Source organism: Sinorhizobium sp. FG01 (assembly GCF_002531875.1).
GTDB classification, from domain to species: Bacteria; Pseudomonadota; Alphaproteobacteria; order Rhizobiales; family Rhizobiaceae; genus Sinorhizobium; species Sinorhizobium fredii_C.
Genome location: NZ_NWTB01000013.1, coordinates 107294 through 130233, shown reverse-complemented (window position 1 = coordinate 130233; position 22940 = coordinate 107294). Strand labels below are relative to the sequence as shown.

At 60.2% G+C, this 22940-nt stretch carries 20 protein-coding genes and 3 pseudogenes; 9 read left to right on the top strand and 14 right to left on the bottom strand.

Annotated elements, in window-relative coordinates; all coding sequences use genetic code 11:
• Nucleotides 1-238: 238 nt before the first annotated feature.
• From CO656_RS21915 to CO656_RS21890, 6 genes are all read left to right on the top strand, one after another.
• The gene (locus CO656_RS21915) at nucleotides 239-1300 is read left to right on the top strand and encodes a homoserine dehydrogenase (protein WP_179864823.1); all 1062 of its coding nucleotides are present in this window, start codon (nucleotides 239-241) and stop codon (nucleotides 1298-1300) included.
• Nucleotides 1297-2715 carry an aldehyde dehydrogenase family protein gene (locus tag CO656_RS21910; RefSeq protein ID WP_179864819.1) on the top strand — a complete coding sequence of 473 codons (1419 nt, stop codon included), beginning with the start codon at nucleotides 1297-1299 and terminating at the stop codon, nucleotides 2713-2715. The genes CO656_RS21915 and CO656_RS21910 overlap by 4 nt, the downstream gene beginning before the upstream one ends.
• A 116-nt stretch (nucleotides 2716-2831) precedes the next feature.
• A complete protein-coding gene (locus tag CO656_RS21905; RefSeq protein ID WP_097527126.1) occupies nucleotides 2832-4241 on the top strand; it encodes an aspartate ammonia-lyase in 1410 nt (469 codons plus the stop codon).
• A 12-nt stretch (nucleotides 4242-4253) separates the two neighbouring features.
• Nucleotides 4254-5039 carry a homoserine kinase gene (locus CO656_RS21900; protein ID WP_097527125.1) on the top strand — a complete coding sequence of 262 codons (786 nt, stop codon included), beginning with the start codon at nucleotides 4254-4256 and terminating at the stop codon, nucleotides 5037-5039.
• Nucleotides 5040-5057: 18 nt separating this feature from the next.
• Entirely contained in the window at nucleotides 5058-5498 is a 441-nt protein-coding gene (locus CO656_RS21895; RefSeq protein ID WP_037425803.1) for an Lrp/AsnC family transcriptional regulator, read from the top strand.
• A 200-nt stretch (nucleotides 5499-5698) separates the two neighbouring features.
• Nucleotides 5699-7129, top strand: a complete 1431-nt coding sequence (locus CO656_RS21890) for an aldehyde dehydrogenase family protein (RefSeq protein ID WP_097527124.1) — start codon at nucleotides 5699-5701, stop codon at nucleotides 7127-7129.
• Here CO656_RS21890 and CO656_RS21885 read toward each other — a convergent pair.
• Complete coding sequence (locus tag CO656_RS21885; protein ID WP_037425807.1) at nucleotides 7123-8052, bottom strand: LysR family transcriptional regulator; 930 nt, start codon at nucleotides 8050-8052, stop codon at nucleotides 7123-7125. The genes CO656_RS21890 and CO656_RS21885 overlap by 7 nt on opposite strands.
• A 91-nt stretch (nucleotides 8053-8143) precedes the next feature.
• Here CO656_RS21885 and CO656_RS21880 point away from each other — a divergent pair, with 91 nt between their 5' ends.
• From CO656_RS21880 to CO656_RS21870, 3 genes are read left to right on the top strand one after another with little or no spacing between them, the layout of a single operon-like run.
• Nucleotides 8144-9322, top strand: coding sequence for a DSD1 family PLP-dependent enzyme (locus CO656_RS21880; RefSeq protein ID WP_097527123.1), 1179 nt, complete (start codon nucleotides 8144-8146; stop codon nucleotides 9320-9322).
• Nucleotides 9322-9747: a RidA family protein gene (locus tag CO656_RS21875; protein ID WP_097527122.1), complete on the top strand. Its 426-nt coding sequence runs from the start codon at nucleotides 9322-9324 to the stop codon at nucleotides 9745-9747. Before CO656_RS21880 ends, CO656_RS21875 begins: the two co-directional genes overlap by 1 nt.
• A 28-nt stretch (nucleotides 9748-9775) precedes the next feature.
• The gene (locus CO656_RS21870; RefSeq protein ID WP_037425815.1) at nucleotides 9776-11098 is read left to right on the top strand and encodes an FAD-binding oxidoreductase; all 1323 of its coding nucleotides are present in this window, start codon (nucleotides 9776-9778) and stop codon (nucleotides 11096-11098) included.
• 282 nt (nucleotides 11099-11380) lie between these two features.
• On the opposite strand, the gene CO656_RS30300 is transcribed toward CO656_RS21870, so the two are convergent.
• The 13 genes and pseudogenes from CO656_RS30300 to CO656_RS21805 form a co-directional block, all read right to left on the bottom strand.
• Nucleotides 11381-11581: a hypothetical protein gene (locus CO656_RS30300; RefSeq protein WP_097527121.1), complete on the bottom strand. Its 201-nt coding sequence runs from the start codon at nucleotides 11579-11581 to the stop codon at nucleotides 11381-11383.
• 124 nt (nucleotides 11582-11705) lie between these two features.
• Nucleotides 11706-12017: pseudogene (locus CO656_RS31420) on the bottom strand (cupin domain-containing protein); the annotation flags it as partial.
• Between the two features lie 154 nt (nucleotides 12018-12171).
• Nucleotides 12172-12356, bottom strand: a pseudogene (locus CO656_RS30920) (D-amino-acid oxidase); the annotation flags it as partial.
• Nucleotides 12357-12420: 64 nt separating this feature from the next.
• Nucleotides 12421-13401, bottom strand: a complete 981-nt coding sequence (locus CO656_RS21850; protein WP_097527120.1) for a threonine dehydratase — start codon at nucleotides 13399-13401, stop codon at nucleotides 12421-12423.
• Between the two features lie 381 nt (nucleotides 13402-13782).
• Complete coding sequence (ltaE, locus tag CO656_RS21845; RefSeq protein WP_234819548.1) at nucleotides 13783-14991, bottom strand: low-specificity L-threonine aldolase; 1209 nt, start codon at nucleotides 14989-14991, stop codon at nucleotides 13783-13785.
• Nucleotides 14976-16033 (bottom strand): annotated as a pseudogene (locus tag CO656_RS21840) (IS630 family transposase). Before CO656_RS21840 ends, ltaE begins: the two are co-directional and overlap by 16 nt.
• 319 nt (nucleotides 16034-16352) lie before the next feature.
• Nucleotides 16353-17189 (bottom strand): GNAT family N-acetyltransferase, encoded by an 837-nt coding sequence (locus tag CO656_RS21835; RefSeq protein WP_097527118.1) that lies wholly within the window; start codon nucleotides 17187-17189, stop codon nucleotides 16353-16355.
• Nucleotides 17190-17467: 278 nt separating this feature from the next.
• Nucleotides 17468-17821 carry a cupin domain-containing protein gene (locus CO656_RS21830; protein WP_037425827.1) on the bottom strand — a complete coding sequence of 118 codons (354 nt, stop codon included), beginning with the start codon at nucleotides 17819-17821 and terminating at the stop codon, nucleotides 17468-17470.
• 130 nt (nucleotides 17822-17951) lie between these two features.
• The gene (locus tag CO656_RS21825) at nucleotides 17952-19448 is read right to left on the bottom strand and encodes an NAD-dependent succinate-semialdehyde dehydrogenase (RefSeq protein ID WP_097527157.1); all 1497 of its coding nucleotides are present in this window, start codon (nucleotides 19446-19448) and stop codon (nucleotides 17952-17954) included.
• 193 nt (nucleotides 19449-19641) lie between these two features.
• A complete protein-coding gene (eutC, locus tag CO656_RS21820) occupies nucleotides 19642-20637 on the bottom strand; it encodes an ectoine utilization protein EutC (RefSeq protein WP_097527117.1) in 996 nt (331 codons plus the stop codon).
• 16 nt (nucleotides 20638-20653) lie between these two features.
• Nucleotides 20654-21619, bottom strand: coding sequence for a hydroxyectoine utilization dehydratase EutB (gene eutB / locus CO656_RS21815; protein WP_097527116.1), 966 nt, complete (start codon nucleotides 21617-21619; stop codon nucleotides 20654-20656).
• 262 nt (nucleotides 21620-21881) lie between these two features.
• On the bottom strand, nucleotides 21882-22235 hold the full coding sequence (locus CO656_RS21810) for a cupin domain-containing protein (protein ID WP_097527115.1): 354 nt from the start codon (nucleotides 22233-22235) through the stop codon (nucleotides 21882-21884).
• A gap of 23 nt (nucleotides 22236-22258) precedes the next feature.
• Nucleotides 22259-22939, bottom strand: a complete 681-nt coding sequence (locus tag CO656_RS21805) for an ABC transporter permease subunit (protein WP_037425857.1) — start codon at nucleotides 22937-22939, stop codon at nucleotides 22259-22261.
• Between the last annotated feature and the right edge of the window lies 1 nt (nucleotide 22940).

Below are 22940 nucleotides of genomic sequence, written 5' to 3'. Positions count from 1 at the left end.
GATGATGCCGCTCGCGCGGCACTGTCGCCCGTGGTGAGGGTGCAGCGATGATCTGAGCCCGTTTGCGGGTTTGCCGTCCTGGCTGAGGGTTGAGTGTCTCAATCATCAACCCCAGGCCATCATGCAAGACGGCGGTGGAATGAGCAAAGCGCACAGCAGATTGGTCTGTTTGTGCCGTTCCGACGAAGCGGTCTGCATCTCATCATTGCGGAACACAATGCTTCACCGGAGAATCCAAATGACAATCTACAACATTGCTCTTATCGGATTTGGTGGCGTCAATCGCGCTCTCACCGAACTCATTGCGACGAAGAACCCTCTCTGGGAACGAGACCTCGGGTTCCGCCTGAACATCGTAGCTGTCAGCGACCTCTATCTCGGGTCCGTTATTTCGCCGAACGGCCTTGATGCCAAGACCCTGGTTGAAGCGAACTTCGCGAAAGGCGGGTTCGGGCAGCTTTCTGGCGGCACCGCGGAAGCCGACAACGAGGCCATCATCAAGACGGCGCCTGCCGACATCATCGTGGAAGCGACATTTACAAACCCGAAGGACGGCGAGCCAGCTGTTTCGCACTGCCGCTGGGCGCTGCAGTCCGGCAAGCATGTCGTCACCACGAACAAAGGGCCGGTCGCGATCGCTGCCCAGGAACTGAAGGCCCTTGCAAAGGCGAACGGCGTTCATTTCGAATATGAAGGCTCCGTCATGAGTGGAACCCCTGTCATCCGCATGGCGGAAAAGACGCTCGTCGGCGCAGAGGTGAAGGGTTTCGAGGGGATCTTGAACGGTACTTCGAACTTCGTCCTCGGCCGCATGGAATGCGGCCTTGACTTCGCCACTGCGGTCAGGGAAGCCCAGATACTCGGCTATGCGGAAGCCGATCCAACCGCCGATGTGGAAGGCTTTGACGTTCGCCTCAAGGTGGTGATCCTGGCAAACGAGTTGCTGGGGGCAAGCCTCAAGCCCGAAGAAGTCACGTGCACGGGCATCTCCAGGCTTTGTCCTTCCGATATCGAAGCCGCAGCCGCAGCAAATAGCCGTTGGAAGTTAATCGGATCGGCGGTTCGGAATGAAGACGGGACGGTAACTAGCAGCGTTTCTCCGAAGCAGCTTCCCTTCGAGCATCCACTCGCCGGTGTAAACGGCGCGTCCAATGCGGTATCGCTTGACACCGAACTACTCGGTCGCGTCACCATCACCGGCCCTGGGGCCGGCCGGGTTGAGACCGCTTATGCGCTGCTGTCCGATATCGTCGCCATTCACAAAGCCCAGGCAGGCACCGCTACGAAGGAGGCCGCATGATGCAGAGCCTCGCTCTCAGCAAGAAGACCTCCGTAGACGAGATCATTATCAGCAATCCGTTCGACGGCAGCTTTGTCGGAACGGTTTCTGAGACCAGCACGGACAGCGTGAACCTGCTGCTTGAGCGCGCCAATCGGGGTGCGCAGATCGCACGATCCCTGACCCGCCATGAGCGCTCCGCAATTCTCGAAAAGGCGGCAGCAGCTGTTGAAGCCCGAAAGGAGGAATTTGCACTCCTAATCGTGCGGGAAGCCGGGAAGACAATCACCCAGGCCCGCAAGGAGGCTACGCGGTGTGTCAATACGTTGAAGCTTTCGGCGGATGAAGCGAAGCGAAATGCTGGCGAGGTGATCCCCTTTGATTCCTATGCCGGGTCGGAATCCCGTCAGGGCTGGTACACACGGGAGCCGCTCGGCATCATCACTGCGATCACGCCTTACAACGACCCGCTCAATCTCGTGGCCCACAAGCTCGGGCCCGCGATCGCCGGCGGCAATGCCGTACTCCTGAAGCCGTCGGAGCTTACGCCTTTGTCGGCCATCAAGCTGGTGGAAGTGCTACTCGAAAGCGGGTTGCCGGAGGCAGTCATCACGGTAGCTGTCGGCGGGGCAGACCTGGGCAAATCGCTCGTTTCGGCCAGGGACGTTCGGATGATCTCCTTCACGGGTGGTTTTAAGACCGGCGAGGCCATTGCGAAGAGTGCCGGCATCAAGAAGCTCGCGATGGATCTCGGCGGAAATGCACCGGTTATCGTTATGGGAAACAGCGACTTTGACGCGGCGGTTGAAGGATGCGTGTCGGGTGCCTACTGGGCGGCCGGCCAGAACTGCATCGGCACGCAGCGAATTCTGGTCCAGCGCCCCATCTATGAGCGGTTCAAGGCAGACTTCGTCGATCGGACTGCAAAGCTCAAGACCGGTAATCCGATGGACGTAGATACCGACGTGGGGCCAATGATTTCCGAAAAGGCGGTCGCCCGAGCTGCTGCCATGGTCGAGCGCGCAATCGCCGCTGGCGCTACGCTCGTTTGCGGGCACAAGCCCTCCGGCACTCTCTACCCGCCAACAATACTGGAGAATGCGCCAGCAACGTGCGACCTGTGGATTGAGGAGGTCTTTGCACCGATTGTCATCCTGCAGCCGTTCGATGAACTGGATGAGGCAATCCAGCTGGCAAACAGCCCGGAATACAGCCTCCACGCTGGTATCTTCACCAATGATCTGGAGGAGGCTCTCGATGCCGCCAATCAAATCGACGCCGGGGGCGTCATGATCAATGACTCGTCCGACTATCGGTTCGACGCGATGCCCTTTGGCGGCTTCAAATATGGCAGCATGGGACGTGAAGGCGTTCGGTTTGCCTATGAAGACATGACCCAGCCGAAGGTCGTCTGCATCAATCGGCTGAAGCGGTGACAGGCGCCGCTTCCTTCAGCTCAGCTCATCGGTGCGTCTAGTTGAGCCCGCCTGCTCAAAAGGCAATCACTGATGCAATGCACCACGCCGGAATTCTGGATCAGGGAGAGTAGAGAATGGGAACTGAACGCATAGAGGCCGACTTGATCGGGTCCCTTCCGATCCCTAGCAATGTTCTGTACGGCGTCCACACTCGTCGAGCCGAGCTCAACTTTGACGTTTCGGGTCTTCGGCTGAAAGACTTTCCCGAACTTATCCAATCTATGGCTATGGTCAAGAAAGCGGCAGCGCTCGCGAACGCTGAGCTTGGTCTTCTCCCGGTGGAAAAAGCATCGGCGATCTCCGAGGCCTGCGATGATCTCATCGAGCTGAAGGGTGTCGATGAGAACTTCCCGATCGATATGATGCAGGGCGGCGCTGGCACGTCCACGAATATGAATGTTAATGAGGTTGTAACTAACCTCGCGCTCTTGAAGCTCGGGGCCAATGTGGGCGACTACGCAAAGTTGCATCCCAATGATGATGTGAACCTTTCCCAGTCGACCAACGATGTCTATCCCACCGCGCTCCGTCTGACTATTCTTCGCGCTTGTGACGGACTGATAGCGTCCCAGGTCGGCTTGCGCGACGCATTCCGTGCAAGGGCGAGTGAATATGCGACTGCGCTGAAGGTCGGCCGCACTCAGTTGCAGGATGCTGTTCCGATGACAGTTGGGCAGGAATTTGAAGCATTCGCGGAGCTCATCGACGAAGATATCATCCAACTGCAGTCGGCTTCCAAGCTGTTGAAAGAAGTCAATCTCGGTGGATCTGCGATCGGCACCTCAATCAACGTGCCTCCCGGTTTTTCCGCCGCAGCTTGCGTGCACCTGGCGCAGATTTCGGGGATCCACGTCATTCCAGCCCGAAACCTGATTGAGGCCACATCTGATGCGGGCGGGTTCGTTTCGTTCTCCGGCGTTCTGAAACGAATTGCAGTGAAGCTGACCAAGATCTGCAATGATTTGCGTCTCTTGAGCAGTGGGCCTCGCGGGGGCCTGGGTGAAATCCGACTGCCGCCTGTGCAAGCGGGATCCTCAATCATGCCCGGCAAAGTCAATCCCGTCATTCCGGAAATGATGAACCAGATCGGGTTCCAGGTTATCGGAAATGATCTCACGGTAACGCTCGCGGCCAGCGCGGGGCAGTTGCAACTGAATGCAATGGAGCCAGTGATGGTTCTCAACATCCTTCAGTCCATGCGGATGCTGACGCGGGGGATGGAGATTTTTAAGCAGCGATGCATCGAGGGTATTGAAGTCGACGTCGACCGCTGCAAGGCCCTCCTAGACCAGTCTCTCGTGCTCGCGACGCCGTTGGCAATGCTTATCGGGTATAGCAAGGCAGCGTATCTTTCCAAAAAGGCGCTGACTGAAAAGCGGGAATTGCGGCAGGTTGTGGAAGAGGAAGGAATTTTGGCGCCTGGCCAAATTGACGAGCTCTTTGAAGGCAGCGTTCGCAAAACGTCCCTGAGTTCGTCGGCCTGATAGGGTAGGAAAATGGCTGTTTTTACCGAGCTTTCTGATGAAGATCGCCAGTCGATCACTGCAGCCTATGGGTTTAGGTCGCTTTTGTCAGTGATTGGGATCGCTGACGGCGACAGCGAGACGACCTACCTGTTTCGCGCCAAGGAAGGCGAATTCATCGTTACGCTTTTCGAGAACGGAGCCCAGCCTTTAGATCTGGAAAGAGCTTTCGAAACGATGGAGGCGCTCTATCGAAAGGGCGTCCCCTGCCCCAAGCCGCTGCGCACCCACGACGGCAACGCCACGTGCCGGGCCGCAGGTCGATTGGTTGCGGTCGTCAGCTTCGTACCGGGCTCCTCGTCCAGCATTGCAGGCGCGGCAAAATGCCGAAACCTGGGTCGTGTGATGGCTCAAGTCCATACTGTTTTGGAACGAAAGGCGAAGTGCACATCAACAGATCTACCGTCTGGGGCTATTCACGGCGCGTTGGTCCACGAGAATATCTTTTTCCTTGGAGATGAAGTAAGCGGGGTCATTAACTTCAGACTGCGGCACGATGATACGCTGTTGTCGGAGGTTGCGGATGTGATTGTCGGTTGGGCGGGGGAATCCAACGGAGAACTGAACAAAGAGCGGGCGCGCGCGCTACTGCAGGGTTATGAAGAGGTCCGAAGACTGACCGGCGCGGAAAAAGAGGCATTGCCGGGTTTCATAATGGCTTCAACATCGAAGCGTTTGGCAAGCCAAAAGGAAAAAACCTTCCTACCGGAAATCGCCATGGTAGCTTATCGGTCAGTAACGCCCGACATTCTAGGCTGATCGACCGGCTTCAACCCCATGAAATATCTTCTCGATCGAACTGACGAACAGATACTCGTCGAATTGAAAGCCAACGCCCGGATCTCGCACGCGGAGTTGTCGGCGAAGGTGAATCTTTCGCGCAACGCCGTGCGAGTGCGGATCGAGCGACTGGAGCGACAAGGCTTCATCAAAGGATATACGATCGTGACCGGCGATGGGAGTAGCCAACACGTTACGACCGCACTGATCTTCGTTTACCGGCACGATCGCATGAGGGGCGGCGACGTCATCCAGGCGCTGCGGAAAATCCCGGAAGTCGTCGCTTGCGACGTTATGACCGGCGACTTCGATCTCCTCGTCAGGGTCGAGTCTCCCGAGGCTGATCGCATCCGGCAGATTTGGCAGCTGATAGCTGAGATGCCCGGGGTGCGCGATACACTGACTGCCTTTGCTCTCTCCTCGGTAATCCGAAAATAGAGCGCCGCAAACAAAGGCACATCTTGTTTTGACGTCGCCCGAAAGGATCAGCTGTGCCTCGACATCGAGCGCGTGGATGGGTTTGTTAACGCCCTTCTTAAGCCGACATTCAGGCGAGATAAATTGTCGCCTTCAGGTGAAATGAGGCATGCTTCTGACGCAGGCCCGCCCCGGCCGCATGGCACTACCAAGAGGTTCAAATGACGATAACCGAACGAGGAACCCAGTTCTATATTGGCGGGGAGTGGCAAGAACACGCGGACGCAACGAGTCTGCCCGTCGTTGATCCCGCCTCGGAACGGGTTGTCGGACATATCGCCGCCGGAGAGGCAAACCACGTCGATCTCGCGGTTGCGGCAGCGCGCAAGGCCTTCCCGGCCTTCTCTCAATCATCTGTGCCCGAGAGGCTTGAGCTCCTCGGCAGGGTGCATTCGCTCCTGAAGGAGAGAGCGGAGCTGTTCGCCGAAGCGCTCGTGATGGAGATGGGGGCGGCGATCAGCTTTGCGCGGGCCTCGCAGGTTCCTTTTGCCGCGGAACACATTCGTGTCCAGATGGAGGTGCTCGAGAACTACCGGTTCGTGACGGTCGATGGGCGCACCGCAACGGCCAAGGAGCCGATCGGCGTTTGCGCCCTGATCACCCCGTGGAACTGGCCACTCTACCAGATCACCGCCAAGGCCGCCCCGGCCATCGCGGCGGGCTGCACCGTCGTCCTCAAACCCAGCGAGCTGTCCCCCTACAGCGCCTTGCTCTTCGCCCAACTGATGCATGATGCCGGCACTCCGCCAGGCGTGTTCAACCTGGTCAATGGCACTGGAGAGAGTGTCGGCGCAGCTCTCTCCAGCCACCCAGAGGTCGACATGATCTCAATCACCGGCTCGACGCGTGCGGGGGTACTCGTCGCGCAGGCGGCGGCCCCGACGGTCAAGCGGGTGGTCCAGGAACTTGGCGGCAAATCACCCAACATCCTGCTCGATGATGCTGATTTCGCCGAGGCGGTACCGAAAGGCGTCCTTGCCGGAATGCGCAATGTCGGCCAGTCGTGCAGCGCCCCGACACGCATGCTCGTGCCCGCCCATCGGCTCGCCGAGGTCGAGGATCTGGCCAGCAAAACCGCACATGCCATCCGCGTCGGCGATCCGAGGGATCCGGCGACCACCATGGGGCCCATTGCCAATCGCGCCCAGTATGAGCGGGTGCAGACCATGATCCGGGCGGGAATCGACGAAGGCGCGAAGCTCCTGTGCGGCGGACTGGGACGCCCGGCAGGTCTCGATCGAGGCTTCTTCACGCAGCCGACGATTTTTTCCGAGGTTCGGCCAGAGATGCGCGTCGCTCGCGAGGAGATCTTTGGGCCGGTCCTTGCGATCATGCCCTACCGGGACGAAGAAGAGGCAATCACGATCGCCAACGACACGGTCTATGGACTGGGAGCCCATGTCCAGTCCCCGGATCCGGAGCGGGCTCGACGAGTCGCCGCGCGGATCCGCGCCGGGCAGGTTCACATCAACTATCCGGCGTGGGACGGGACGGCCGCGTTCGGTGGCTACAAGCACTCGGGCAATGGGCGCGAATATGGCGTGCACGGGCTTGAGGAGTATCTCGAGACGAAGTCCATCCTGGGCTATTGACCACCCGGTTCCGAACAAGCCGCTTGCCAGGGCGGCGGCTTCAGCGCTTGTCGAAGCATCGTCAGGAAGGCAGTAGTCCGGGCGCTTCGCCCGTGACGCGAGCCGAGCATCGCGACGATGTCGGCCGGTGGGAGCTTCCAGTTGGGCAGCACCTGCTGCAGCCGTCCGTCAGCGAGATCTTCTGCCACGTTCCACTCGGAACGGATCATGATGCCCTGACCGGCAAGCGCCCACTCGCGGATGACGGCACCATCGTTGCTCGACATGACCGGATTGACGCGCACCGTCGCCATCTCCTGTCGCGGCCCCTTGAAGCGCCACAGCGTCACGTCCTCGTCGTTTTCCCGAACGGCAAGACAGCGATGTTGAGCAAGATCGGCGGGCGCTGAAATGGGCGGTGCCGAGTCGAGGTACCTCGGACTTGCGCAGAGTATTCGAGGGTTCGGCGCCAGTGTCGTGACGACCTGGTCCAGATGCCCCGGCGCCCCAATGTGAACAACGACATCATAGCTTTCGACGAGCAGAGCCGCCGGATGATCGGACAACTGCAGCGTAGCGGTTGCGCCGCCGTGCTCTCGTGCGAACGCTTCCACGACCGGGGCCACATAGAGCCGTCCAAAGCCGTGTGGTGCGGCGACCCTGAGGTGCCCGCGAACCGCGCCTCTGCGATCAGCTAGGGCTTCGGCAAGCGAATCGATGGTCTCGCTGACGATAACGCTGTGAGAAGCAACCAACGAGCCCTCTTCCGTGAGGCGCAGCCGCCGTCCGGACCGATCGATCAGCCGCACCCCGACCTTCTCTTCCAGCGCTCGCAGGCGCTGTGTCACTGCCGGAGGCGTGACGTTCAGCTTTCTCGCGCTTTCCGCGAGAGATTTCGAGCCTGTCAGCACCGAAAAGAAGGCAAGGTCATCGGACGTCAACATTAATGAACACCTGAAGCAAACATTCACTTGTCATTAATTGTCATCTTTATGGTTTGACTGCAAGGTGAAATCCCGAATTGGAGATCAGATCATGGTCCAAGCGACGATCGAGCCCACACCCCGGCTGGCCGCCTCGACCAGCCTTGAGGACCTGGAAACACCCTGCTTGGTCCTGGACGCTGGCCGAATGGACAGGAATGTTCAGCGGCTCAGAAGCCGACTTGACGCCATGGGAGTGGCACTCCGGCCGCATTTGAAGACCGCCAAGTCGATCGAAGTGGCACGGCGGGTGATGAGCTCGCCGGCGGGACCGGCAACCGTCTCTACCCTGAAGGAGGCTGAACAGTTCGCGGCGGCAGGCGTCCGGGACATGATCTATGCAGTCGGCATCGCTCCAGCGAAGCTCGCGCGTGTCGCGGAGCTGCGGGCAAGCGGCGTCGATCTCGTGGTCACTCTGGATACTGTTCAGCAGGCGCGAGCGGTGGCCGAGGCGTCTCGGCGGTCCGGGACGCGCATCCCGGCCATGATCGAGATCGATTGCGACGGCCACCGCTCCGGTGTGCGACCCACTAACCAGGCGCAGCTGGTGGAAATCGGGCAGGCGCTGACGGCAGGTGCTGAGCTGCGTGGAGTCCTCACCCACGCCGGCGACAGCTATAAGGGCGGAGGTGTCGAGGCGCTGCGGCTCTCCGCGGGGACGGAACGATTGGCCGTCGTGGAGGCGGCGCGCATTCTGCGGACCGCGGGGCTGCCCTGCCCGGTCGTCAGCGTCGGCTCGACACCGACGGCCCATCACGCGACGGATCTCGCTGGAGTGACGGAAGTCCGCGCGGGCGTCTTCGTCTTCTTCGACCTGGTGATGGCTGGGCTCGGTGTCTGCCAAATCGACGACATCGCGCTCAGCGTGCTTGCGACCGTCATCGGACACCAGCGCGAGAAAGGGTGGATCATAACTGATGGCGGATGGATGTCGCTGTCGCGGGACCGTGGCACTGGTAAGCAGGCCGTCGACCAGGGCTATGGTCTGGTCTGTGACGTGGATGGCACGCCCTATCAAGACGTCATCGTTGCCGACGCGAACCAGGAACACGGAATCGTCGCCGTGCGTCCCGGATCGAACGCACGTCTGCCGGATTTGGCGGTCGGAGACCGGGTGCGGATCCTGCCAAACCACGCCTGTGCGACCGCTGCGCAGCACGAAACCTATCACGTGGTCCGCGGCCGCTCGCACGCTGTCGAGACCCGCTGGACCCGCTTCGGAGGCTGGTGATGCCCAAGTCCATGACTGTGAATACCGATCGAGCACCAAGCCCGGCGGGCCACTACTCACAAGCGAAGCTCGTCGGTCAGCATCTCTACATTTCGGGTCAGCTCCCGATCCGCACGGGTGGAGAGGCCCTGGCGGATAACAGCTTCGAGACCCAGGCGGCGCAGGCCCTCGACAACTTGCTGGCGATTCTGGAAGCCGCAGGCGGAACCGCGGCCGATCTCGTTAGGGTGACCGCCTACATCGTCGGCGTGGCCAATTGGCCTCGCTTCAACCAGGTTTATGCGGCGCGACTAGGGGATTCCCGTCCGGCTCGTACCGTCGTTCCGGTGCCGGAACTTCACTATGGCTATCTCGTCGAAGTCGATGCGATAGCCGTCATTGCCTCAGATGCTCCTGCCGGAGGGGCAGGAAACAGGGCCGTATAAATCGGCCGCCAAAGTTCAGGTCAGCCCCATGTCTCCAATTGTCAAACGCATACAGAACGATCAAGAGCTTCCCGCCAAGGCGGATGCCGTGGTCATCGGCGGCGGCATCGTCGGCGCAACGGCAGCTTTCCTTCTCGCGGAGCGGGGACTGTCCGTCGCCCTGGTCGAAAAGGGCCATGTCGGAGGCGAGCAGTCGAGCCGCAACTGGGGCTGGTGCCGGCGGCAGAACCGGGACGAGCGCGAGCTGCCGCTCTCGGGCGTCGCTTTGCAAGTTTGGGATGAGTTTGCGGCGAAGATCGGAGAGGACGTCGGCTTCCGCCGATGCGGCCTGCTCTACGCTACCGATGATCCGCGGCAGCTGGCGGAATGGGAAGCATGGCGTGACATGGCTCGCCCGTTCAACGTCAATACCAGGATGCTGAGCGCCAAGGAAGCGGCTGCCGCGATTCCGGCGAACGGCCGCCGATGGCTCGGCGGAGTGCATTCGATCGATGACGGCAAGGCCGAACCCGCCATCGCCGCGCCGACGATCGCGGATGGCGCTCGCAAATTCGGGGCGACCATCCACCAGGAGTGCGCCGCCCGAGGGCTCGATCTGGTCAATGGCGCGGTGGCCGGGGTGATCACCGAAAAAGGAACCATCCGGACACAAGCCGTTCTCTGCGCCGGCGGCGCCTGGACGTCGATGTTTTGTCGCCAGTACGGAGTTCTGTTTCCGCAGGCGAGCGTGCGTCAGACGGCGCTTCGTACGCGACCCACAAGGGATCTGGGTGAGGCGATCTATACGCCGCAGTGTGCGTTGACCCGTCGGTTGGATGGCAGCTACACGCTTGCGATCAGCGGCAGGGCGATGCTCGACATCACCCCGCAAGGCATTCGCTACGCCCGCTGGTTCATGCCGATGTTCCTGGCGCGTCTGAAAGCGATCCAGATCGGTGTCGGCAAATCCATGTTCCGTGGACCGGAAGCGCTCGCGAGTTGGAACAAGGATACGCAATCGCCCTTCGAGCGAATGCGCGTTCTCGACCCAACGCCGAGCCGCCGTACGATCGCGGCTATTCTGAAAGGTGTCACGGAGCAGTTCCCTGCGCTGGCGGGCATCGAAGTCGCCGACAGTTGGGGAGCCTATGTGGATTGCACGCCGGACGCGGTGCCGGTCATCTCGCCGGCCGATGGTGTGAAGGGCCTATACCTGGCCGCGGGTGGCTCCGGCCACGGCTTCGGACTCGGACCGGGTATCGGCCGCCTGGCAGCTGACTTGGTTGCTAACGATAAGCCTTGCGTTGACCCCACGCCCTTCCGGCTGTCGCGCTTCTTTGATGGCTCCAGAATCAAGGTGGGCGGGATTTGATGATGTCCGATAAGATGACGCGCGTGAGGGCGGCGCAACAGATTTCGACTTGATCGCCTAGGCGAGGAGCCCGAAGCGTCACCTGTTCGCCAGCGACGCGGGCGCCAACTCGGATATGAAACGGCGTGAGTCGGTTCCGCCCGCTGGCCTTCGTCGGAGCCGCCCGACGATGCACCACATCGCCTTCGCCACTCCTCCTCGTCAGCAAACGGTATCGACAATGGGTCGGGATCAACGCACCTTGGATAAGCTCTAGTGGCGGTGTTGGCGGCAGCAATTGCTCTAGCTCCATAGGAGACCGAAATTCGACCGGGCGCTCGCCGTGTAGCCCGGATCGGCCTCGTCGGCGGCTGCAACGCTTTGGCCCTTCGAAGGGCGCCAAGCTATGGACATGCCTGCGAGCTCGCCGCCGATGGCGATTTCCTCGTAGTCCAGTCCGCCAGCTTCGCCCTGCGCGTCGCCACGGGCGAATAAAACCGCCAATTCAATTCGGGGATGGAGCCGATCGGAAGGGCTTGCCTGCCGGCTCGCTCCATTCCCGCGAAACGAGGAGACAATGCACCTCGAAACGGCATCGCTCCCTCGAATGATCAGGTGACTGTGACGAGATTTTCCGCACCGTCTCGATTGTCTTCCAAACTCCGACATCGCCGGGCTTCATGACGAAGCTGTCGCCCGCGCGATAAATAACCGGCTCCTTACCCTTTTCGGTCAATTCGATCACGCCATGGACGAGATGGCAAAATTCAAACGTTTCGCCCTTGATGGAGTGCGTTTCGCCGGGCGTCGCCTCGAAGACGCCGGTGTTGACTCTGCTCTCCTTGGCGGTGTCCTGCAACCAGGTCTTGAAAGCGGGGCTGCCCGCGGTGAGGCGATCCGGGTCGGCAGTTCTACGCTTCGGTTCAAATGATGGATTCGGTCGACGGTTTTCAGTAGGACATCTAGTTCTCCATTATTTACCTGAGTGAAAGTGATATCCGCGTCGTCGCTAGAAAAAGGATGCATCGTCATCCATTCCGCTAGCTTCCCTCTGCGCGTCTCCCCAACGGCTTCCTCTGGATCTGGCCCCCCGATCAGATTGCGCCGACTTTGACTTTTGAACCATCAACGACACGCGACAGGCGGAAGGAGCTGGGGTCGACACACGGGGTATCATTGGCAACCAGGTCGGCAGCCAAGCGGCCGATACCGGCCCGAGCCCGAAGCCGTGGCCGGAGCCGCCCGCGGCCAGGTAAAGGCCCTTCACACCATCGGCCGGCTTCGACGAGATAGCCATAGTGAAAACTCTGCCTTAAGCTCTCGTGCCGCCGACTGTCACTTCCTTACGTCGCCACCGGTGGTGTCTCCCCGCCCAGTACTTTCTGGAAGACCTCGGCGTCCACATTTGCGCCGCTCAAGATAAGGCCGACTTTTCTGCCGCGCATGACAGAGGCTTCCTTAAGCAGCGCCGCAAGTGACGCGGCGCCGGCACCCTCGGCGACATTGTGGGTCGCGCGGTAGATGAGGCGCATCGCTTCGGCGACCTCCTCGTCGCTGACGGCGACGATCCGTGAGGCGCCCTTCGAGTACATTGCGAAAGCTTCTTCGACGGGAATGCGCACGGCCATGCCGTCGGCGAACGTCAGCGCCGTTTCGGTTTCGATCAGCCGTCCGGCCTCGAAGGAGAGCTTCGCGGCCGGCGCGTGCGTCGAAACTACGCCGATCACTTCCGTCTTCAGGCCCAGGGCCTCGCGCGCGGTGATGACGCCGCAAATCCCCGAGCCGCAGCCGATGGGCACATAGACGGCATCGAGATCGGGCACCGCGGTGAAGAGTTCCAACCCATAGCTTGAGACACCCCGGACGATCTCCTCGTGAAAGGGCGGTACCAGGAATAGGCCGGTTTCGGCGGCAAGGCGCCGGGCTTCGGTACGGGCCTCGTCGAAGTCGCGGCCGTACTCGATGACCTCGCCGCCAAAGGCCCGCATGGCTGCGTTCTTCTCGACCGAATTGCCGTGCGGGACAACGATTTTGGCGGCACGACCGGCTGCCCGCGCAGCACGGGCCTGGCGCTGGCCATGATTCCCGCGCGTTGCCGTGACGATTCCCCTGGTCGAACGCCCGCTGCGGCGGAGCCAATCCATAAAGGTGATTCCGCCGCGGACCTTGAAAGCGCCGGCCGGCGTATGGTTCTCGTGCTTGATCCAGACCACGGCCCCTGCCATTTCCGAGATCTGCGGCCACACGTATTGCGGTGTAGGTGACATATGCCGGTAAACGAGTGCGGCGGCTTCCTCGAGGTCCTTGCGTGCGAACAGATGCATGCCTTGCTTCCATGTTTCTTCGACGCGTAACCAGCGTCGTTTATCAGTCCAATAACGTGGTGAAGGTCTCTGCCACCTACGGCATCTCCACGTCTACTTTGCCTGAGTATTGCATCAGCTTCTCAGGTTCGGACCCGCCAGGCGGAACGCCTTGGCGGCGCACCAGACCCCACCTACAATATCGGCGCTTCTTCAGGTAAATATGGGAAGCGCCCCTGCCTTGGCACTCTTTCCGCCAGTCCCGACCGCCCATTCCGGTCTGCACGCTCTCCAAAACCCCTTCGGGCCGGCGCAGTCATGGGGCTATGGCGGCGCAGGGGCTGTTTGGTGCGACAGTGGCGCTTGTTATTCTGACGATCAATTGTGGATCGATGACGCCTCTCATGTCCGGCCCTCAGTGATCTCGCGCACTGCCGCGATGGCCTCGTCGACAGCGGCACGGTTGACATCGAGATGGGTGACCCAGCGCATGCGCCCACCGGGCCAGAAACTCGCCGCGATGCCGAGTTCACGTAGCGCCTCGGACAGCCGGGTCGCCAGATAGGGCGCGAGCTCGACAAAGACCACGTTTGATTGCGGCGGGGTCACCTTCAGCCCCTCAATTCCCGCAAATGCTTGCGCGAGCACCCGAGCATTGGCGTGGTCCTCGGCCAGCCGGTCGACGTGGTGGTCGAGCGCGTACAGCCCAGCCGCCGCAATTATCCCTGCCTGCCGCATTCCGCCGCCAAGCATCTTCCGCCACCGGCGCGCACTGGCGATCAATGGGGCATCGCCGACCAGCACTGATCCGAGCGGCGCCCCCAGCCCCTTTGAAAGGCACAGCGACACGCTATCGAAGCCCTCTGCCAGGTACCCGACATCAACGCCGAGCGCCGCAGCCGCGTTGAACAGCCGCGCACCATCGAGATGGGTGGCGAGCTTCCGCTCCCGCGCAAATTCGAGGACCTCGGCCAGATGATCGCGCGGCAGGACCCGCCCGGCGAACGTGTTCTCGATGGTGACCAGTCGCGTGATCGCAAAATGCGGATCGTCGTCCTTCACCGCGGCGTGAAGGTCCTCGATGGGGATTGTCCCGTCGGCGCGCACCGGCAAGGGTTGCGGCTGGACCGAGCCCAGCACCGCAGCGCCTCCGGCTTCCCACAGATAGGTATGAGCTCCGGTTGCGCAGAGAAATTCCTCGCCGCGCTGGCAATGGCTCATGATCGCAGCGAGATTGGACATGGTGCCGGTTGGCATGAACAGTCCCGCTTCCTTGCCGAACAGTGCGGCAAGTCGGGCCTCGAGCGCCTTGATCGTGGGATCGTCGCCAAGGACATCGTCGCCCACCTCGGCGGCAGCCATCGCCGCACGCATGCCAAGGGTTGGACGGGTGACCGTATCGGAACGGAAATCAAGGCGGATGACAGGTGTTTGCATAGTCCAGGTCCTGGGTGCGGCTGTCTTGGTGATACAGCCAAACGACTGGGCCGGGCTATCGAATTTTGCTGACGGCTTTTGGTGATGCAGGATCACCAATAAGGCGATCAGTATTTCCTCGATTGATGACTGGCGCGACGGTTTATTGTGACCGAGAACTATACCAAGGCGCATTGAGCAGCACCATGGGCCCGCTGGTTCAGTCCGATGGACATGATGCGCCACGGTTGATTGACGAGCTTGTTCCATGCAGCGCAGCAATGGGCGACGATATCGTTGTAGTCCTTGAAGATGCGGTTCGAGAGCCAGTTGTCGCGCATGAACTGCCAGACGTTCTCTACGGGGTTCAGTTCCGGCGAGCGCGGCGGCAGAAACATCATGGTAATGTTGTCGGGTACCTTGAGCTTCGGCGTGACGTGCCATCCGGCCAGATTACGGCCCGGCTGATTTCGGCGAGGTGCCCCTGCATGGCTTCGGTGTCGCGCCAAGGCAGCACGAGGCCGACGCCCTTGCCCTTCCCGGACAGATGGCGCCGAAGATGTAGACCCACATGGATCGCTGGTCCGCGGACGCGGATGGCCGGGTTCCGCGACGCGCCCAACGCCGCGTAATCCAGTTCTTCGGCCTATCCGCGCTTCGTCGGCCCACCACAGTCGATGTCCGTGCCCTGCGGGAGCTTGGCTCTGATTTCTGCCAGAGGGGCGGGGAAGTCTTTTTTAGAAGCGGCCGCCTCGATGTCGTTCTGCGCGTTGTGGCCTGGGCGGGCCGACAGCTTGGCGAAGCCGAACGCCTTCAACTCACGCCCGACCGTCGTCTCACCGATCGAGATGCGGAATTCCTGAAAGATCCACTGCACCAGATCCTTGCGCCGCCAGCGGACGACACCGTGGATCGAGGGATCCGCCCGCTCTCGACGATCTTCGCCAGCGCCTGGCGCTGCGCGTGGTTCAACTTCGCCCGACCGCGGGGCCTTGCGATTCGCAAGTCCGTCGGGGCCGCGCGTGTTGAAGCGCAGGACCCAATCCCGCACGATCTGCAGAACCACGCTGCCGATCCGCGCAGTACCCGAGCCGCCGTCATAAATTGTTGCAAGAGCCAGCAACCGCCAGGACTGATTGGCATCCTTCGCCTGCCGTGCAAGTTGCCGAAGAGCTGCACCGTCGAAAGCAACAAAACCGCTGCACCCATTGCCAACCTCCTGTTTAGCAGCATGGATTTCAGATTCTTGCCTTCTTGGGATCCTATGAGAGTCGGAAGCGGCGCTCGTCGGTCATACCTAAGCAATCCTACGTCCGCCTCCTCCGGAAGCCTTGAGCTGGTTGGTGACTGCACGCCAGCATGAACCCGGAATGGAGGCAGACGAGCGGGTCGCTACCAGCGCTCCAAAGACGACGGGGTAGCGGGTAGAGTTCAGTCAGGGTTTCCGCTGCGCTCCCCCCGATCGATGAATTTCGTCGATTTCCCCTCCAGCCCCCTGTTCCGCCACAGAATCCGCAATATCCGTTTCAGTGACAACGGCCTCCTCACATGTGCAGTCAGCCAATAGCCTGGCTCGCCAAGCAGAAAGTTCGAACCGCCGATATCTGAGACCGGCCTTTTGCACCCCGAACCATCGCAATGACTCCGCCCTCGTGAGGCAGCCCGCAGCCTTCGAGCAATGAGGAAAGGCCGCTTTGTTCAGGGATGTCGATGCGCACGAAACGACCTTCCTTGCCGGAGAGGATGAAGGCAATCAAATCCCTCGCCTGTGCCGCGTTTTCTGCCACGACCGGGCCGATGACTTCACCCATCCCGAAAAAACGCGTGGCCGCGAAGGCGACGATATCGCCATCGTTCCGGATAACGGCGAAGGGACCCTCCTTCACCAGCGCATCGTGGAGCGCATTGCGGTCGGCGCCGAAAGCCGCGCGATCGAGCGCTTTGATTGCCGGCAGGGCGTCGGGCCCGATCCACGCGACATTTTCAGGTGTATCGACGCGGCCAATAACGCCCTGGTGGCGGACGATTTGATGCGTCGTAACGAACCCCAGCTTTTCGTAAAGAGGTAAGCCGTCACTTGTTGCGGTCAAACGGCATTCCCGATCACCGGCGAGTTCCATCACGGCGCTGGTCAATTGTCTTCCGAGTCCCCGGCCCCGCTGGCTTTCATCGACTATAATCATGTTGATGGCTGAGCAGGTGTCGCCGAAGGGAGTCATGAGAGCTGTGCCTACGACACGATCACCCACAAGGGCAACCCGCCCCTCGCTCAGCGACCATATCATCTCCCAATCTTCTCTCCTGTGTGCCCAGCCCGCTGCACGTGACAGAGCCAAAGCACCATCCAAATGGTGAGCCTCGAAAGGCGCGAGAGCGAACGTTTCGGTTTGCATGGGTTGATCCGTTTCATTGGTATCCACGCTCACCTTGGAAACAACGGCAGGGTTTTACCACCTCGGGTGAGCGATGAGATCTCAGGCTGTACTGCGACAACAATGAAGCGCAAGCTCTTTGTTAAAGGGCATACTGCTGGAAGCACGAGTTGGGCTGGGCGAATAATCGCCCAGCCCATTTTCGGGCGTTGCGGACCGGCAGACCTCCCCTGCCAAGGCACTCCAACCCGCATGGAAATTGAGTAATGTGCGTCGGAACGGTCTTTTCGGTGCAACAATTAAGTGATGGTGACGTAGATTTTCCGTACCGTCTCGATTGTTTTCCAGACCCCGACATAGCCGGGCTTCATCACGAAGCTGTCGCCCGCGCGATAAATGACCGGTTCCTTGCCCTTCTCTGTCAGCTCGACCACTCCCTGCAGGATGTGGCAGAATTCAAAGGTTTCGCCCTTGATGGAGTGCGTCTCGCCGGGAGTGGCCTCCCAGACGCCGGTATTCACCTTGCCCTCTTTGTCGCTGTCCTGCGCCCAGGTCTTGAACGCGGGCGCACCGGCGATAAGGCGATCCGGCGCGGGGGTCGCGTGCTTCGGTTCGAACGAAGGATTTGGGTCGATCGATTTGAGTAGTGACATCCAGTTCTCCAATTTATCAGAGTGAAAGAAAATTCGCGTCGTAGTTAGACAAGATGGATGTGATGTCGGCTCCGACCTCGTTACGAGATTGTCATTACGGTAGAAGGAAGCGGTCGGAAGCGCCGGGTACCTACCAGCTTGCGGCGATGTATTTTGTTTCGAGATATTCAAGCATGCCGTGGTGGCTTCCTTCTCGGCCGAGGCCGCTCTGCTTCATGCCGCCAAACGGTGCCGCAGCGTCGGAGACGACGCCTCGGTTGATTCCGACCATGCCGCTTTCCAGCCGTCCGGCGACCGAAAGCGCGCGTTTGAGGTCGCTGCTGAACACATAGGAAACCAGGCCGTATTCGGTGTCGTTGGCCATCTGGACGACCTCGTCCTCGGTTTCAAATGCAATGACTGGCGCAACCGGTCCGAAGATTTCTTCGCGAAGGATCTCGGCATCAGGAGAAACGTCAGCCAGTACGGTAGGGGGGTAGTAAAAGCCGTCGCGGTCCAAGCGGCTGCCGCCGGTAACCAGGCGGGCCCCCTTGGCAATGGCGTCGTCCACCAGGCGTTCCACCTTGGCGACCGCGGCCTCGGTGATCAGTGGCCCGAGCTGCGTCTCCGGAGCCAGTCCTGGTCCGACCTTCAGTGCGGCCATCTCTTCCGCGAACCGCCGCGTGAACTCCGCCAGAATCCCCTTCTGCACATAGAAGCGATTCGCGGCAGTGCATGCCTCGCCGCCGTTGCGCATCTTGGCAACCATTGCTCCGGCGACCGCCGTCTCCAGGTCGGCATCGTCGAAAACAACGAAGGGCGCATTGCCGCCGAGTTCCATGGAACAACTGACGACCTGGTCCGCAGCCTCGCGCAGCAACGTCCGACCGACGCCTGTCGAGCCGGTAAACGACAGCTTCCGTACCCGCTTGTCATGCAGCATGGCGCTGACCACGGGTCCGGCCTTCTTCGTTGTCACGATGTTGACCACCCCGGCCGGAACGCCGGCCTGCCGCATGATCTCGCCGACCGCGAGCGCCGTCAGTGGGGTCTCAGCTGCGGGCTTCAGGATGCATGTGCAGCCCGCGGCCAGTGCGGGCGCGATCTTCCGGGTCGCCATTGCCGCGGGGAAGTTCCAGGGCGTCACCAATACGGCGATACCAATCGGCTCATGGTTGACGATGATATGGTTGGCGCCAGAGGGCGCAGGTCCGAATTCGCCCGGCGTCCGTACAGCTTCCTCGGCGTACCAGCGGAAAAACTCGGCCGCGTAGGCGACCTCCGACCTGGCGTCCGCAAGTGCCTTGCCGTTCTCCACGGTGATGAGTTGCGCCAGCCATTCCGCCTTTTCGAGCACAAGATGAAAACACTTCATCAAAACGTCCGAGCGATGCCGCGGCGAAGTTGCCTTCCAAGCCGCAGAGGCCTTTTCCGCTGCATCGACCGCGGATATACCATCGGCAACATCGCCATCGGAAACGCTGGCGACTATATCTCCAGTCGAGGGGTCGACCACTTCAAATGTGCGGTTTTCTTTTGCCGAAACCCATTCGCCGCCGATGAACAGTTGCGTAGGAGCATCGCGAACTACGGCAGCCGAGGCGGGAGTGATAAGCGGAGTAGTTTTTTGCGCGGGAGTTGGTTTCACGTTCAGCACCTTTGCTACCAATCAGGTTGACACACGATCAATATAAGATTGGTCTCACGATTGGTGTCAATATAGATCAAATTGGTTGCATTAAAAATTGCGAGGCTCATGAACGCGGCTGCGACTTTTGAGCCTTTGAGGCCGAGGTCGGTGGGTGTCCGAGCATGAGCGCTACTCTAAGACACAAACCGCCTCAGCACTCGAACATCCTGCCTGCACTGAGTTCCTCAGCGCGCTGAAAGGCCAACGTGGCAATTGCAGTGTCCTGGACACCTGTACCGGTGAGATCGGCTATTGTGATGTCTGCATCGCGAGTGCGTCCGACCTTCCGGCCGGCAATAATTTGGCCTAGCTCCGGAAAGTCCGTGTTGCTCGCAAATAGCCCAGCCTCCATGGCATGATGAAGTTCACCCAGCCTCCGCGTCTGTTTCAGGCTGTCCGCCACATAAATGTCTGCGCGCGCAATGGCGACCGGGTCGATCTCGTTTTTATGTTCGGCATCGGAGCCCATGGCCGTCACGTGCTGCCCGGGTTCGAGCCAGGAGGCATCAAGAATCGGGCGGCCCGCGGGTGTCGTTGTCACAATGATATGGGAACCCGACACCGCTTCCTTTGGATCCGCGAATGCTGTAACCGGCATGCTGTGCTCGAGTTTCAAATGTTCGACGAGCGCCTCCGCCTTGGAGTAATCACGCGCCCATATACGGACTTCCTGGATTGGTCTCACCAGAGTGAGCGCTTGGAGTTGCAGCCTTGCCTGTACTCCGGCGCCGAAGATGGTTGCGATCGAAGCATCGCCTCGCGACAGATGTTTTGCCGCAACCGCACCAGCGGCTGCTGTCCTGACGTCGGTCAGGTAGCCATTGTCTATAAGCAGTGCCTGGATCAGTCCGGTTTTACTTGAGAGCAAAACCATCATCCCGTTTGTACTCGGAAGGCCAAGCTTCGGATTGTCAAAGAAACCGGGACTGATTTTGATGGCGAAGCCGCTCAGGCCTGGAATATACGCGGTTTTCACATCGACTTCGCCTCTGCTCTCAGGCACATCCAGACGCAGAATGGGCGGCATCTCCACCGCATTGTCGACCGCCAGCGCGCGAAACGCGCCTTCCGTGCAATCAACCGCATCGACGTCGAGCGGAATGATCTGTCTGAGCTCAGGCTCGGTAAGTATTCTAATAATAGGCATCAGCCCACCTCAGTTGCTATATGCGTCCGTTGATGATTTTTCGATGCAACGTCATGTCGATATTCTGACCCGACAATATGACTGCTGCCGGACCTTTAAGATGAGCCAGCTTGCCGGAAAGCAGCGCCGCGATACCAACTGCGCCAGCGCCTTCGACAATCTCACGCTCTTGCTCGTACGCGTGCCGCACACCGGCAGCTATCTCGCGTTCATTGACGAGGACGATGTCGTCGAGAAGGGTTTTGCACATCGGGAAAGTCCAGGCGTTACCCAAGCCGATTCCACCGCCGAGCGAGTCGGCCAGACTGCGATACTCCTTCACCTGCACCGGGTGGCCGGCGTCGATGCTAGCCTTCATGGCTGCCCCCCGGTCCATAGTGACGCCGATTACCTTGGCCTGGGGTCGCATGGCCTTTACGGCTGCCGCGACGCCTGCGGCCAACCCACCTCCAGAAAGAGGAACAAGAACGGTCGCGACCTCGGGCATCTCCTCGACGATTTCAAGCCCGACCGTTCCCTGGCCGGTGATGACGTGAGGATGATCAAAAGGCGGGATCATGCTGAGCCCTTCCTCTGCAACCAGCCGTTCGACTTCCGCTTGTGCGTCGTCCTGCGAAGAACCCACTATCCGTACTGTTGCGCCCAGCCGTCGGATTTCCGAGACCTTGTTTTCGGGTACCAGACGCGACATGCAAATGGTCGCGCCGGATCCGACTGCCCGGGCAGCAAGGGAAAGTGCCCTTCCGTGATTGCCGGTTGAGGCTGCGATGACGCCGCGGTCGCGCTCCAACTGGCTGAGTTGAAGAACTGCATTTGTTGCACCCCGGAGCTTAAAGCTACCGGTCGATTGGCGATGCTCGAGCTTCAAGCTGACCTGCACTCCGGTGCGTTCGGAAAGCGATGTCGATATCGTCAGAGGAGTACGGAGGACGTGACTGGCGATGCGCTCACGTGCCTGCTTGATCAGGTCATGGCTAATCATTGCGTTATATTTCACCTGCTTAAACCGGTCATGATCGGCGGAGTGGTCCCGGCTCCTCATCGCAGGTGATGACGCAGCAACTCGGCGCGACCGCCCAGTTCATCGTACGCCACCGAGTTGGTGGCACCGTCGAACAGCCAGATGCTATGTGAATCACAATCAGGAGCCTGCTGCAGAAACAGGTAAGGTTATTGCGCGCGCCGCCATTTCACAAAGCTGGCGGTCGCGCGCACTTCACCGATTTGCGCGGATGTCGGCGCGATCAGTCGCGCGCGACCCAAAGCTTGCGTGTGGTCTCGATAACCCGCCATGTGCCGACGAAGCCGGGGTGCATCACAAAAGCGTCACCAGCGCTGATCCTGCGGGGCTCGCCTCCGTCCTCAGTGAGTTCGGACACTCCGGAGAGAATGACGCAGAATTCAAAGGTCTCACCCTTGATCGAACGGTAGGCGCCCGGAGTTGCCTCCCATACGCCCGTCCGCATCTTTCCGTCTGCGGTAGCGGCGATGTCCCATGTAAGAAATTGCGGCAGTCCATCGACCAGCCGCTCGGGAGGCGGCGCGCCCTTCCGCGGCATTGGGAGATTTTTCTGGTCGATGAAGGTTAGTTTTGGCATAGATCACCTTTCTACTGTGACGATTATTTTCCGAAAGACAGTTTTCTTTCGATCAACTTTAGAGAAACTAAGCTAATTACGTTCATCATCAGGTAAAACGCCGATGTGACAATGAAGATGTCCATGATGGCGAAGGTTTCGCTCATCAACCGTTTGGCATAGCCGGTGATCTCGAGGACCGTGATCGTCGATGCGAGGCTTGATTCCTTGACGATGATGGCAACTTCACTGCTATAGGCAGGCAAGGCTTGCCTGACCGCCAGCGGAAACTTGACGTGGCGAAAAGTGGCCCACACCGACAGGCCACAGGCTTGCGACGCCTCGATCAGACCCCGCGGAAGGGAAAGGAGTGCGGTCCGGAAGATTTCCGCTGTATAGGCACCGGTGTTGAGTACGACGGCCAGGATCGCCGCATGCAGGCTGTCGCCGACGATCCACCAGATCACGGGATTAGTGCGAATGGCACTGAGCTGGCCTAGTCCGTAGTAGATCACGAAGATCTGCACCAGCATGGGCGTGCCGCGGAAGATCGCGCAGTAGATATCCGCGCTCCTGCTCACTATCCGGTTCCTGGATGTGCGGATGACAGCTAATGCAATGCCGAACGGCAATCCCAGAGCAACGCCGAAGACGCTGATCAGCAAGGTCGTTTTGGCACCTACCAGAAGGAACGGAACCGCATATGTGACAAGGTCTAGTTCCATC